The 12,719-nt window shown below is 70.9% G+C and carries 17 protein-coding genes; all 17 read right to left on the bottom strand.

The window, feature by feature from the left end; all coding sequences use genetic code 11:
- Positions 1 to 31 precede the first annotated feature (31 nt).
- Positions 32 to 1,051: a sigma-70 family RNA polymerase sigma factor gene (locus VT85_RS08090; RefSeq protein ID WP_068413111.1), complete on the bottom strand. Its 1,020-nt coding sequence runs from the start codon at positions 1,049 to 1,051 to the stop codon at positions 32 to 34.
- An 88-nt stretch (positions 1,052 to 1,139) separates the two neighbouring features.
- A complete protein-coding gene (locus VT85_RS08085; protein ID WP_068413109.1) occupies positions 1,140 to 2,405 on the bottom strand; it encodes a pentapeptide repeat-containing protein in 1,266 nt (421 codons plus the stop codon).
- 130 nt (positions 2,406 to 2,535) lie between these two features.
- The gene (locus VT85_RS08080; RefSeq protein ID WP_068413107.1) at positions 2,536 to 2,793 is read right to left on the bottom strand and encodes a hypothetical protein; all 258 of its coding nucleotides are present in this window, start codon (positions 2,791 to 2,793) and stop codon (positions 2,536 to 2,538) included.
- Positions 2,794 to 3,064: 271 nt separating this feature from the next.
- Complete coding sequence (locus tag VT85_RS08075) at positions 3,065 to 3,268, bottom strand: hypothetical protein (RefSeq protein WP_156512743.1); 204 nt, start codon at positions 3,266 to 3,268, stop codon at positions 3,065 to 3,067.
- A gap of 77 nt (positions 3,269 to 3,345) precedes the next feature.
- Positions 3,346 to 3,762, bottom strand: a complete 417-nt coding sequence (locus VT85_RS27455) for a hypothetical protein (protein WP_068413099.1) — start codon at positions 3,760 to 3,762, stop codon at positions 3,346 to 3,348.
- Between the two features lie 27 nt (positions 3,763 to 3,789).
- Positions 3,790 to 4,794: a glycosyltransferase family 2 protein gene (locus VT85_RS08065; protein WP_068413090.1), complete on the bottom strand. Its 1,005-nt coding sequence runs from the start codon at positions 4,792 to 4,794 to the stop codon at positions 3,790 to 3,792.
- A 118-nt stretch (positions 4,795 to 4,912) separates the two neighbouring features.
- Positions 4,913 to 5,647 carry a hypothetical protein gene (locus VT85_RS08060; protein ID WP_068413087.1) on the bottom strand — a complete coding sequence of 245 codons (735 nt, stop codon included), beginning with the start codon at positions 5,645 to 5,647 and terminating at the stop codon, positions 4,913 to 4,915.
- 36 nt (positions 5,648 to 5,683) lie between these two features.
- Positions 5,684 to 6,007: a hypothetical protein gene (locus tag VT85_RS08055; RefSeq protein ID WP_068413084.1), complete on the bottom strand. Its 324-nt coding sequence runs from the start codon at positions 6,005 to 6,007 to the stop codon at positions 5,684 to 5,686.
- Between the two features lie 28 nt (positions 6,008 to 6,035).
- Positions 6,036 to 8,162: a hypothetical protein gene (locus VT85_RS08050; protein ID WP_068413082.1), complete on the bottom strand. Its 2,127-nt coding sequence runs from the start codon at positions 8,160 to 8,162 to the stop codon at positions 6,036 to 6,038.
- A gap of 58 nt (positions 8,163 to 8,220) precedes the next feature.
- Positions 8,221 to 9,012 (bottom strand): hypothetical protein, encoded by a 792-nt coding sequence (locus VT85_RS08045; RefSeq protein WP_068413079.1) that lies wholly within the window; start codon positions 9,010 to 9,012, stop codon positions 8,221 to 8,223.
- 19 nt (positions 9,013 to 9,031) lie between these two features.
- The gene (locus tag VT85_RS08040) at positions 9,032 to 9,727 is read right to left on the bottom strand and encodes a hypothetical protein (protein ID WP_068413076.1); all 696 of its coding nucleotides are present in this window, start codon (positions 9,725 to 9,727) and stop codon (positions 9,032 to 9,034) included.
- Positions 9,728 to 9,766: 39 nt separating this feature from the next.
- Positions 9,767 to 10,138, bottom strand: coding sequence for a hypothetical protein (locus tag VT85_RS08035; RefSeq protein ID WP_068413074.1), 372 nt, complete (start codon positions 10,136 to 10,138; stop codon positions 9,767 to 9,769).
- A 46-nt stretch (positions 10,139 to 10,184) separates the two neighbouring features.
- The gene (locus VT85_RS08030) at positions 10,185 to 10,802 is read right to left on the bottom strand and encodes a hypothetical protein (protein WP_068413073.1); all 618 of its coding nucleotides are present in this window, start codon (positions 10,800 to 10,802) and stop codon (positions 10,185 to 10,187) included.
- A gap of 182 nt (positions 10,803 to 10,984) precedes the next feature.
- Entirely contained in the window at positions 10,985 to 11,398 is a 414-nt protein-coding gene (locus VT85_RS08025) for a hypothetical protein (RefSeq protein WP_068413072.1), read from the bottom strand.
- A complete protein-coding gene (locus VT85_RS08020) occupies positions 11,391 to 11,696 on the bottom strand; it encodes a hypothetical protein (protein WP_068413069.1) in 306 nt (101 codons plus the stop codon). Before VT85_RS08020 ends, VT85_RS08025 begins: the two co-directional genes overlap by 8 nt.
- Before the next feature lie 87 nt (positions 11,697 to 11,783).
- Positions 11,784 to 12,200 carry a hypothetical protein gene (locus VT85_RS08015; protein WP_068413068.1) on the bottom strand — a complete coding sequence of 139 codons (417 nt, stop codon included), beginning with the start codon at positions 12,198 to 12,200 and terminating at the stop codon, positions 11,784 to 11,786.
- Positions 12,201 to 12,247: 47 nt separating this feature from the next.
- Positions 12,248 to 12,703 carry a hypothetical protein gene (locus tag VT85_RS08010; RefSeq protein WP_068413065.1) on the bottom strand — a complete coding sequence of 152 codons (456 nt, stop codon included), beginning with the start codon at positions 12,701 to 12,703 and terminating at the stop codon, positions 12,248 to 12,250.
- Positions 12,704 to 12,719: the final 16 nt, after the last annotated feature.

The following is a 12,719-nucleotide window of genomic DNA, read 5'->3' as shown; positions in this document are numbered from 1 at the left end:
GGCGTTCTCCTGTTTATGCAATGTTGGGAAGTCAGGCAGAGCGGCGGGCCGGCGCGGGCGCGTGTCGGCGAGGGTTTGCGGGGGCTTCCAGGACCTCGCCCTCCGCCGCGACGGCCCCGTCGAGAATCTCGTGGAGTTTGACGATGGCGGCGCGTTCGACCTGGCGGAGTTGATGGATGGGCTTGCCGATTTCGTGGGAGAGTTCGCGGTACGTCCGGCGTCCTCCGGTGCGGGGGCCGGGGCGTCGCGCCTCGGCACCTCGGCGCCGGACGCGGGACGCGGCCTCGTCCACGACTTCCTCGGTCGAATCGTCCAAGCGATAGCGGCGGCGGAGGACCCAGGCTTCCAGCAGGGTCAGCCGGCGCATCGCGGCGTGCAGCCGCTCCATCGTCTCGGCGATTTCCAGCGGGCTCTCGGGCGGGAGCAATTGGGAGAGGGCGTCGTCCTGCGATTCATCGTCGTCGAGCGAGGTCGTGGAATAGGAGCGGAGGTCGACTTGGGCGTTGCGCAGGTGCTTCAGACGCCGGGGCGCGACGCCCATCCGCTCGGCCACTTCCTCCATGCTGGGCTCCATAGGATCGACCGAGGCCGGCGCGGCGCGAAGGGCCTCGACCATTTGCGCCCTGACCTTCTCGAACCGTCGACGGAGGACTACGACGTAGTACGGGAAGCGGATCAGCGAGGACTGCTCGGCCAGCACGCGCTGGATATGGTGGCGGATCCAGCAGGAGGCGTAGGTCACGAAGCGGGTGCCGTGGGCCTCGGGGTCGAAGTCGCGGACGGCCCGCATGAGACCGATGTTCCCCTCCTGAATCAAGTCGTCAAGGTCGATCGCGCGGTTCCGAGCCCGGAACTCGGCGGCGATGCTCCGGACCAGGCGAAGGTTGGCGACGATCAACTCCTCGCGGGCCTTCGGGTCGCCGGCCTGGATCCTTGCGGCCAGTTCCTGCTCCCGCTCGGCGGTCAGGATCGCCGAGGACTGGGCGGTTGAACGGCGGCCCGAGGCGGGAGGCGACGTTTCGGACGCGACTTCGACGGACGAAGAGAACATGGCGATGATACCCTTCCTGGAATAAACGAATGATCGCGTGTGTGAGAAGCTGGAGATTCGCCAGGGCCTTAGATTGGGGGCCGCCGCCTCAATTATCCGAGTCGGGAGTCGCCCAGATCACGCGGAGGCGATGGCGTGCGGGGGGATCGGCGGGGGCGTCGGGCGAGATGATCCGCAGCCGCCAGGCGTCGGCGGCGACGGCCTCGACGGCCTCGCGGGCGGTGGCGAAACCGATGCTACGCGGGACGCCCCCCACGCCGGCGACCGGCCTGATGTACCAACGGCCCGCCCGGTGGCCGTTGTCGAACTGCGACCGAAAGGTCGGCGTGTAGACGAGCATCTCCTCGCCGCTCGATCGGTCGAGGACGCGGAGGGATCCGGCCGCCTGGGCGGGAGGGACGTGGACCCGGGGGAGGCTTGCGGCGTCGATCGGCGCCAGCCTCAGCATGGCTAGGTCGCGGCTCGAGGAAGGGATCGTGCGGGATCGGCGCGGCTTCGGATGGGCGGAAGACATGGGGGGCGCTCCCGGATGAAGGCGGATTTCGGATGAACGATCAAAGGGATGAAAGTTGGATCGCGTGTGAATTAGCGCCTGCGAGGCTCGGTCCGGCGGCCTCTCAGCCCGACGGCACGTGTCCAGTAGAGCCGCTCGGTCGGCTCGGCGTCGGGTGGGGCCGGGACGTGAGCGGGGGGCGGCGGTCCCGGCGTCGGCGGCGAGGCGGCGGAGGATCTCGGGGGCGTCGTCGCCCGGGAGGATGGCGCGGCCGAGGATGGTGCAGGCCCAGTCGACGACTCGGGGGCTGCTGCGGAAGAGGGGACGGAGCCAGGCGTAGGGGCGAACGTCGCGTTCGAAGGCCAGCTCGACGACGAGTCGGAGGGCGTCGTCCCGGCAGTCCGGATCGCGGCGGAGAAGTTCCACGGCGAAGCCGGCCCATCGCCAATCGATCAGGGCGCCGTCGATCAGGGCCCCGGTGAGTCGGACGCCTCGCAGCTTCGCCCCGAGGAATTGGGCGTTGCGGAGGTCGGCGCGGCGGAGGTCGGCGTCGCGAAGATCGGCGCGGCGGAGGTCGGCCTGGCGGAGGCTCGCCCCGGCGAGGAGCGCGCCGACCAGCGTCGCCGTGCGGAGGTCGGCTCGGCGAAGGTAGGCGCCGGGGAGCCTCGCGGCATCCAGGTCGGCGCCCCGAAGGTCGGCTCCGGGGAGGAAGCATCGGGGAGCCTCGCACCCCTTCAGGTCCGCATAGGCGAGCGTCACGCCGGCCCTCGCGGCCAGCTCGACCGCCCGGCCGCGACTCTCGGCCTCGACCAGGGCGAGAGGCCCAGTCCGCCACCGACGGAACAACGTATGCAGAGTCATAAGTAAAGTCCCGCGACGAGGAGGAATCGGAACCGCGAGGAAGGGACGAGGGCGAGCGCCTGGAAACACCGAGAGGGCGCCCCGCCGTGAGGCGAGACGCCCAGGGGACGCGGTCGGGCCGGCGGGGAGATCAGCCGGGGCCGACGGGGCCGCCGATCGGGGGCGGCGGGAAGACGGGCGGCGGGGGATAGCCCGGGAAGTCGCCGGGATCCTCTTCGGGAGGCGGGGTCGGGTCCGTCGGAAGATTCGGATCCGGATCGGGGACCACCGGCCCGTCGCCCAGCGTGCGGGTCGAGGGGGCGGAGATCGCCGAGACGAGGCTCAGGCTCAGGCGCTGCTCGAGCCCTTCGAAGCCGCTGGAGAGGGAGAACTCGCAGAATCGGTTCATGGGTCGTTCCTTTCGGGCTGTCGGCGACAGGCGGCGTCGCGACGTGCGGCGGGTGAAGCTGGGGCCGCATCGGACGGTCGGGGAGGCCCGTCCGTCTCGACCGGCTTCCCTCGCTTGCTCAACAGGATGATCAGCAAATCCGATTGCGAAGTTCCAGGAATCCGGGATAAAAATCCTGGTTGCGGAATATCGACCGGCTGGGCGGACTTGCGTGATCGGGATGCCCCGGAGAGAGGGCGGCGGGGGATGAGGCGGGCCCCGCCGCGGATCGTCACGCCGAGGGATCGGCGAGGTCGGAAGAGAGGATGCGGGCGATCCGCTCGCAGGCGGCGATGCGCATGCGGTCGAGGGCGAACTGGACGCGAGGGTTGGGGGCGGGGTCGGCGGTCGTCGCCTGGAGGAGCGGGGCGATCGCCTTGATCCAGAGGCGGTCTCGGGCTTCGATCGCCTCGTACTCGCTGAAGTGCTGCAGCAAGCCCGTCCCCTCGTTCATTCCCGTTGACGGGAGATCGTCAGGCTCGGGCTCGGCTGTGGGATCGGGAGCGTCGGGGGTCATGGCGGGATCCTCTCTCGGGGGGGCGGGGCGTCGCCGAGCTCGGGGGGAGCCAGGCAGTCGAAGCAGTCCACGATCCGGACGAGGCCGTCCCGTCCGCCGCCCCGCGAGCACGAGGCGGCCCCGGCGCAGCCGCAATCGGTGCGCTCCTCTCGGTGAGGGCAGGACTTCATGGCACGGAGCAGCCGCAGGGTCTCGGGAAGCGGGCGTCGGGGGGGAGTCTCCGCTTCGGCGCCGACCGCATCGGGCCGAGGCCGATCGGTCGTCGTCAGGACGGCCTTGTAGGCGGGGTCATGATCGGGGTGCTCGGGGTCGACGAGCTGGCAGAGCCGTCGGATGTCGACCCCGGCGCAGGGGGCGTCGGGCGCGAGCGGGCATCGCCGACATCGCGTGCCGTCGTCGGCGTGGTCGGTCATGGTGGGAGTCGGGATGGGGGGAGGAAGTCAGGAGTCGAGGTCGCGGGGGGCGTCCTCGGCCGAATCGCGGAGGGGCGATCGAGTCCGGCCGCGGACGATGTAAGTCGGTCGGCCCTTGGTTTCCAGGAAAATAAGCCGGATATACTCGCCGATGATGCCCAGGCTCAGGAGCTGCACGGAGCCCATGAACAGGACGATGACGGCGGTGCTGGCCCAGCCGGCCGGGGACTGGCCGTTGGCGAAGGCGTCGTGGAAGATCCAGAGCAGAAGCCCGGCGGCGACCGCGATGGCGGCCAGCCCCAGGTAGCTCGCCAGCCGGAGCGGACGGCCGCTGAAGCTGACGAGCCCGTCGACGGCCAGGCCGAGCAGGCGTCGGAACGTGTATTTCGGAGCCCCCGCCGCGCGTGCGGGGCGGTCGTATTCAAGGCCGACCTGGCGGAAGCCGACGAACGACCGAAGGCCCCGGATGAAACGCATGCGTTCGGGAAGATGCGTCATGACGTCGACGACCTTGCGATCCATCAGGCAGAAGTCGCCGCTGTCCAGGGGGATCTCCAGATCGCTGATCGCGCTCAGCAGGCGGTAGAAGGTATGGTAGCCGAGCCGTTTCGGCCACGATTCGTCGCGACGGCGACGGACGGCGTAGACGACCTCGAAACCCTCTCGCCATTTGGCGACGAGGGGGGCGATCAGTTCGGGGGGGTCTTGCAGGTCGCCGTCGACGACGATCACGGCGTCCCCGCGTGCGAAATCCAGGCCGGCGGAGACGGCCGGCTGGTGGCCGAAGTTCCGGCTGAGGTGGATCGCGACCACCCGGGGGTCGCGGCGGCTCAGCTCGTCGATCAGGCCGGGCGAGCGATCGGCGGAGCCGTCGTCGACCAGGACGATCTCGTACTCCAGTCCCAGACCGGCGAGGGTCTCCGTGAGCCGCCGGTGCAGCTCTGCCAGGTTCTCCTCCTCGTTGAAGAGGGGGGCGACCACGCTGAGCGTCGGCGACGAGGGGCGAGGGTCGGATCGCTGCGGGTCGGTCATGGGCCTCACGTCGGTAAAGGACGTCGGCGGGGCGTCGGATCGTGTTCGGGCGAGGCCCAGGCTACTAGCCGCGGCCGATCGCAGGCAATCCTAATCGGGATCGGCGCGGGCGGCGACCTCAGATCGTGATCGTGAACCGCGTGTATCCCTGCGCGGCGAGCGAAGGGCAAGAGGCCGCCGAGAGGGAGAATTGCAGCAGGAACGGCGTGCAGGACGACCCCGTGGGCGTCAGTCCCAACGGGGCCTGGCCGGGCGACGAACAACTGACGGGTTGTCCGCCGGGACAAGGCGTTCCGGTGTGGTAAGTCGCCTGGAAGCTCGATTGGCCGTTGCGGCAGATCAGCCGAAGCGTCAACTGGTTGACGCACCCGCTCGTCCACTCGTCGACCCCGTTGAAGGCCATCACGGCCGAGCCGGGGCCCAGCAAGCTGTTCGTGAATGAGACCGTCAGGTCTCGCCGAGGGGCCGTGCAGCCGCCGCACACGGGCGAGGGGGGCTCGCCCGTGAGCGAGGCGATCCATCGGCCTCCCACCGCGAAGGCGACGATCAGATCGCCGGCCTGCGGCACCTTCGTGCCGACCACGACGACCGGGACCGACCGCGAGGCGTCGACGGCGACGGTCGCGAGGGCCCCTTCGGACTCGCCGCCGTCGAGCGAAGCGGGGTTCACCAGGAAGACGCGGCCGGTGGCCGTCGGGATCGCGCCGGCGTCGCGCACGCGGCCGACGAATCGAGGCGTCCCGCGCGTGGGAGCGGCGTCCAGGGCGGGGACTCGCTGGCGGCCGGTCGCGGCGCCGGGGTCGCGAAGGTCGTCCCATCGCAGGCGGAGCGGACGGAGCGGATCGCTTGGCATCAACCACCGGGAGGAAAGGGGGACGGGATCGGTCGGTCAGCCGTTGTAGAGGAACGTCCATCGCCCGGAGCAGGAGTGGGCGATCAGCCGGGTCCCGACGGGCGGAATCTTCGTCCCGAGGTTGTAGGCGAAGATCGTCCGCGACGCGTCGGGGACGAACGTGACGCCGGCGCCTTCGACCTCGGAACCGTCGACCTGGAGCGGCGTGCAGGCGAAGAACGCGGAGGCGATCGTCGGGTAGGTCCCGACGGCCCTGGTCTGGGCCAGGACCGCCTCGGAGCCGGTCTCGTCCGGTGCCCCCAAGCGTCGAACGGAGGCGGCGGCGGCTTCCTGGCGGTCGCGGAGGATTCGTGCGGACATGGTTCGAAAGGCTCCCTTGGCGGTGCGGTCAGGAGGCGTGGTCGACCTCGGCGTCGGAGAGCTCGATGACGGTCGCCTGGCGGTCGTCGGTGAAATCCCAGACGACGGCCGTGACGATCGGGTAGACGGGGGTCTCGCCCTGGGCCTCGCCGACGTTCGTCTGGAGGCCGACGTCACGACCATTGATTCGGGCGATGCGATCGCCGACGCGGTACGCAGTGACGAGGCTGGGGACCGTCGCGCCGCCGACCGTCGGCGGAAGCTCGTGCGCCGCGCGGAGCTGGCGGGCCCACGCGACGGCCCTCGGGGTGTCGTCGCGGACGGTCTTCGGCTCGGCCTCGGGGTTGTGCAGCGAACGGGCGGCGACCGTCTCCAGTGCGAAGTGGTCGCGGGCGTCGACGCGGCACCGGCGCGTGAACGCGGTCGGCGAGGCGGGCCTGGCGTCGACGCTCGCCGGCAGCATCAGGTCGTCCTCGACGACGGCGGTCAGCCGGAGGTGGAATCGCGTGTTGGGCGAGGACGGGTTCGCCTGGCTGGTCACGCCCCGGAGGGTCCGGCTGGGCTCTTGCGGGTGGTCGCCGGTGTAGTCGCCGATCGCCCAGGATTCGGGGTCCTCCACCGCGACGTAGATCCCCAGCCGGTCTTCCAGAAGCTGCCAGCCCCCGGAAATCGGCTGCCAGTGGCCGGTGCCGTCCCAGACCGCCGGCGAGCGGCCGGCGTAGTCTCGCGAGACGGCGAGCTGGGCGCGCATCGGGCGGCCCTGCTCGTCACGCGTGATGAGGGTCGACGATCCCGGCCGAAGCCGCTTCACATAAGTCGACGCCCCCTTTTCGTCGTCCCGAAAGACTTCCGAGAGGTCGAGGGCGGCCGTGGACCAGGACGAGGACGGAGCGTGCCAGTGGCCGTCGCCCGCTTCGTCGGCCACGTAGAGGCGATACTTGCGAGCGTCCTCGCCATCGCTCGCAGCCAGGTTGGCGCGGAGGAATTTCGCGCGACGAGACGCTGATTCGTCACCGGCGACGGGTTGAAAGCCCGGCGCGAGCACCACCGACAACTCGACGCGACGTTGGGCGGTTTCGACGGTGACCGCGTTGACGATCGCCCGCGAGTCACGCCTCAGGTGAAGCGTCGAGACGTTGCAACGTGCCGGGTTGAGGTCGGCGCCAGGACCGGGGAGCAGCAGGTCGCGAACCGGGCCGGCGGCGTCGGCGTCCTTGCGGTAGACCTCGATCTCGCTGCGGGGCGAGCCGTCGCCGTCCTCGCCGGTGAGGAACCGGAGCCCGAATCCGGCCAGGCCGAGCTGGTCGGCCAGAGCCTCGGGCCACGGGACGTTGGTCGCGTCGTAGTCGCGGATGACGACGTCGGCCGCCGTGCCGCCGGCACCGCCGATCGGGCTCGCGTCGGGCGCGGGGCCTCGCGATTGCAGCAGCGCGTCCAGACGGTCGAAGTCCGGGTTGAAGACGTACGACTCGTCGTTGTAGACGCCGAGGATGTAGCGGACGAACTTGCCGAGCGTCCAATAGGAGCGAGGGTCGGGGCGGCGGTCGACGTCGGGGTCGAAGAAGACGGGGTATCGCACGGAGGCGTCCGCTTGCTCCACGTCGAACCCATCGGGCGTGCAGTTGGGCTTGCCGTCCGGGTTGAACCGCGAGGGCAGGTGCACGGCGACGGCCTCGCCGTGGAACGGATCGTCGGCGTGGCGCTGGAGCCGACCGCCGATGGGCTCGTCCCAGCATCGCGAGGCTACGCCCAGGGCGATGAAGCTCACCCGCTGCGATTGCGGCGTGAGGTCGACCTGCGGAGCCTGCGCGAAGCCGTCGAACAGCACCCGCGCCTCGCCGTCCGGGGTGGTCGCCAGCACGACAAGCCGCTCGTCGTTGCGGACGACGTATGGGCCGGCGGCCTCCAGCGGCCAGAGCCTCCCGAAGTCGGCCGGAGCGACCGCCGCGGGGTCGGCGTCGTCCAGGACGTAGCGGAACCAGGCCGTCGGAGGCTCGGGGCCCTCGGCGTGGCGGATCCGCTCGCAGGTGACGTTGGGGAGGACTGCGTAGCGAGCCTCGCCCTGCGCGTCGGGCTCGTATCGGCAGACGCGGATGGTCGCCGCCGGGCCCGACAGCGGGACGTCGTACGGATCGAAATCAAAGCTCCCAGGCATGCGAGGCGTCCTCTCATGACGACCGTCGATTCGCGACCGATCGGCCCGATCGCAGCGATCAACCCAGCAGGCCCATCGCCTTCAGGTCGTTGATCAGGGCGTTCAGGAGCTTGGTCGTGTTCTCGGAAAAAACCCGCAGGTTTTCATATGCAGACTGGAGATTGTTCAGGTCAGCCGCCTGAGCGTAAGGCGAGCCCCCCTGCCCCGCCGCGATGCCGGCGAATCCCCCGGACGCGGGGCTGGGCGTGTACGCGGGAAGGCTGCGAGACGCGCTCGTGTACGCTTGTGTATAAGGGCCGGGGCGGGCGACCGGCGCGGCGTTCCAGAACCCCAGCTTCTGCGCGGCCGACGTCCCGATCTTGAGTCCCGAGGTCGACCCCAGGGCGAAGGTCGCGCCGTCGTTCAGCACGCCGCCGGCCGGGGTCAGGAACGGTCGTGAGTCGCTGCCGACGGTCGCGCAGACGACCCGGACGTCGGTGACGTCGGCGACGGCCGAGGCCCCCGCGACGACGATCGCCAGCGGGACGTGCGAGGTCGCCGGGAAGCCGGAGGTCGACGTGAGCGCCTGCCCGGCGTCGTCCAGATAGACGTAGGTCGTCGAGCCCCCCGCCAGGGCGATCGCGGGGGCGCCGGCGAAGACGCCGATCGTGCCGTCGCGGCGCTGGAATCGGCCTGGGGCCGCGCGCACGCGGAGGGTCGCGCTGGGGACCTCGGTCGGGGCCACGCAGAGGCCGCCGACCGGAGCCAGGGCGTCGATCGCGTCGGCGTTCGCGTTGAGCGGGACGTTCCAGTTCCGGTCGGCCGGGCCGGGCCTGGCGAGCTTCGCGTTCGGGGTGTAGGTCATCGACATGGCGGGTCGTGGTCCTTTGTCAGGCAGGGCTGGGGTTCCAGGAGAGGGTCGCCTTGCGCGTCGCCGGGTCGTAGTCGCACCGCAGCCGAGAGCCGTCCGGGAACGCCTCGGGGGGGCGGGGCGCGGCCGCGATTTCGGTCGTCAGGAACGTCGGCGTCCCCTCGTTGCCGGCGGCGTCGAACGAGACGACCGCGAACGTCCAGGTCCCCTTGCTCAGCGCGGGGCTGGTCCATCGGTAAGTCGAGGCCGACCGGCCGAATCCCCCCTGGCCGAAGCCGCCGAGGCCGTAGCCGTCGATCGGCGAGCCGCCGGGGTAGGCCGGGATCTCGGCGACCGGCTCGGTGAAGTCGACGGCCCAACCGGCCCGCCGCGACCCGAACACGCGGAAGCCGCGGACGTCGTCCCGGCCGGTCGGGTCCAGGTATGATCCGCCGAGCCAGGAGAGCTTGACTCGGTCTTCGGGAGACGCGGGGAGCGAGGCCGAGAAGTCGGCCGTCGCCTCGCCGGGACCGACCGCGCCGACGTCGATCCGCACGCGCGACTCGGGCATCGTCAGCGCGACCCAGCGGCTCGCGCCGTACCAGGCCAGCCTCCGACCGACGTACACCTGGAAGGTCGTGCCGGCGGGCGCCGTCGAGGTCCACGACAGTTGCAGCGTCGAGCCGTCCCAGAACGGCGGGCGGACCTCGACGATCGATGACTGGTCGAAAGGCATGGGGGGCGTCGCCTCGTCTCGTATCGAAGACGGATGATGTCAGGTCAGTCCGTGAAACACGGCGCGGTACGGGAGGGCCCAGCCGCCGCCGCAGGGGACTGCGCCTCGGGCGTCGGGCGTGAACTCGCCTCGGAAGACGACGTGGGGCCAGGATCGGCCGCGGTTGTCCACCAACATGCGGGCTTCGCCGTCGGCAAGGTCGGCGAACCGCGCCTCGGCCTCGTCGAGCCCCGCGAGCGTGGGCGCCGCGAGGACTCCCCGGATGAAGAAGACGCGGCCCCGACCCCCGCCGTCGAGGACCTGCGTGCCGCTGACCCCGAAGAAGGCGTTGACCTGCTGGGCCCTGGGCCGGGGGACGTGCTGAAACTGCACGGCCGAGCCGAAGATGTTCTCGCCGTTGTATGTGACCATGTCTAAGATTCCCATTCCTTTGCGGTCCGAGGCCGGATCGCCCGCGTCAGCCGTCGATCCGCCCCCGGAACGTCCGGGGGCGCGACCCGATCGAGGGGGGCGGCGGGTCCAGTCGCTCGACGGCCCGCTCTAGCCGCTCCGCCACCCGAGCGAGCCGTTCCAGCGCCTCGTCCGCCGCCGCGCCGAGGCCGTCGGCCGGCTCGTCGCGGGGGCCGGACCGAGCCGGGACCGCGAACGGATCCGGGAGCGTCGGCGACGGCGTCCCGAATTCGGGAGTGCGTCGCGGGTCTGGATCCGCGCCCAGGGGGGCTGCATGGGGCGAGACGAGGTCCATAGGGTCGAGGACCGCGTCGTCGACGAACTCGCGAGGCCAGCCGGCGGGCGAAGGCTCATCGATCGTGGGGGGGGCGATGATCGCGAGATCGGCCACGGCGGACCCGTCCACGGCGATCGGTCGAGTGGGCTCGAACGCGGTGGTTGCGGCGGCCGGGGCCTTGGGTCGGGGCGTCGTCCCGACGAGCGGCGCGTCCTCGACGCGGCCCTCGGCCTCGACGGGCTCGGGGAGCGTGGGGGGCGCGACGAGGAAGTCGTCGAGGGCCCCCCCCGGCGGGACGAGCCGTCCCGGCGTCCGTTCTCGCGAGATCAGGAATTCGTCGAGGCCCATGATTGGTTCTCTCGTGTCGGGCGTTCGCGTTCAAAAAAGGGCTTCGAGGGCGGCCTCCCGGGCGCGGGCTTCCAGGCCGTCGATCCATCGCGAAGGGGGGACGGCGCGGCCGAGGGCGACGAGCATTTCAGAGACGCCGATGGCGTCCTCCCAGGGAAGGTCCTGGGCGACTCCGTTCGCGATCAGGGTGCAGCGGAGCCATCGGCTGAAGGTTTTGGGGCGCGGCCCGTCATCGCCTGGTTGATCGTCCGCCAGCGCTCGCGGCAGTGCGGGTCCTCGGCGTCGACGATCAGAAGTTCGCGGAGGTCGCGGTCGGCCAGGTGGTAGTTGCGGGCCAGGAGCAGAGCCGTCATGCGGAACTGGATGGTCAGTCGGGAGGTGGCGTCGTCGGCGTCGCAGGCGGCCAGGTCATCCATCAGCGCCTCATACTCGGCGCCGAAGCTCGGCCCGCCGCCGACGGCGATGCGGCCGTCGGCGTCGCGCACCGGGAAGAGGCGGAGCGAGGGCCGGGGGAGGGTCCAGGTCTGCCCGTCGCCCAGGACGACTTCGGGGCCGGGCGTGAACGTCGGGCGTCGGAGAGTTCGTTCGTCAAGCATGCCGCGCCTCCTCGACCAGCACTCCCCGCTCGGAGCCGTCGACCGCGGGGGTCCAGGTGTAGCGGGGGCGTCCCTCGCGGGGGTGGCCCACAGGGAAGGAGAGGGTGTCGCGAGGGTCGGCCGTAATGAAGAGTCGGCCCCCCGGCTGGCGTCGGATGAAGGCCCGCCCGCCGCGCGGCCGGTCGACCCCCAGGAGGGGTTCGGCCACGCGGAGGACGGAGTCGATCCGGTCGAGCTGGGTGCCGCCGCTCTTCCACGATTCCGGGACGATCAGGGCGTCGAACGGTTTGGGGTCCATCGGATCTCGCCTGGTCTGCCGTCGTTTGGAGAGTTTTGATTGCGAAGTCGCAGTCGGTCCACGATCTGACTCGGATGCGGGAATCCGTCAGGCTCGGGTGAAGCTCAGGGGATTGGTGACGCCGTCGCTGGAGTAGGCCATGAGGCTCAGGGTGGCGACGCCGAACTGGCCGTGGGCGCCGGAGGTTTCGGCGTTCTCGGCCACGGCGTTGGCGAGGACGTAGAGGATGTCGCCGCCGACCTCCCCCTTCGCGTCCTTGTGGGTCGCGCTGAAGGTGTCGGCGGTGCCGGGCGCGATCGCCATGAGCGCGGCGGGGTCGGCGCTGGTGACGGTGGCGCGGGGCTTGTTCATAAGGTTGACGACGACGGTCGGGAAGTGGTCGCCGTCGGCCGCGTAGGCGGCCAGCGAGCCCCCCTGGGTGAAGGTCACCTGGGAGACCCGGGAGATGGCGTTGGTTCCGAATGAGACGGCCGTCCAGTTCGCCTGGAGCTTGGTCGCGGCCATGGAGCTACTCCTTGTCGGGGGATCGGGGAGGGAAGCGGGCGGGGGGCTTATTCCGAGAAGTCGAAGGCGTTCCAGCCCTCGACGAGATACTGGAATTCCAGGATCGCCTCGATCCGACGTTCGGGGGCGATGGGCTTGCGCCAGGCCCAGGATCGGATGCGGGTGGAGCCGGGGAGGGTGGAGCCGGCGAGGGACCGCCCGTTGAGTGCCGCGGCGGCCGTGTGAAGGAGCCGCTCGGCCTGGTCGTCGCGGGCGGCCGGGTCGTCGTCGCGGGCGAGGAGGACGAGCGTGACGTGGGAGGTCGCCGCGAGGGCGCCGGAGACGTCGTCACCCTGCCCCGCGACGCGAGTCTCGCCCGGTTCGACCGCGGCGGCGAGGCGGTCGCCCGATCGCTCGCCGCGGTCTTCCGGGAGGCCCGCCGTGTAGACGGCGTCGAAAGCGCCGGTCGCGTCCAGGATGTCGCGGATCGCCCCTCGGACGTCGCGTTCGCGCGAGGTCGGCATGGTCGTTCGCCCTTCA

Origin of the sequence: Planctomyces sp. SH-PL62 (assembly GCF_001610895.1) — a bacterium.
Classification (GTDB): domain Bacteria; phylum Planctomycetota; class Planctomycetia; order Isosphaerales; family Isosphaeraceae; genus Paludisphaera.
Note: the sequence above shows the minus strand (reverse complement) of the source record. Positions and strands in the feature narration are given on the sequence as shown.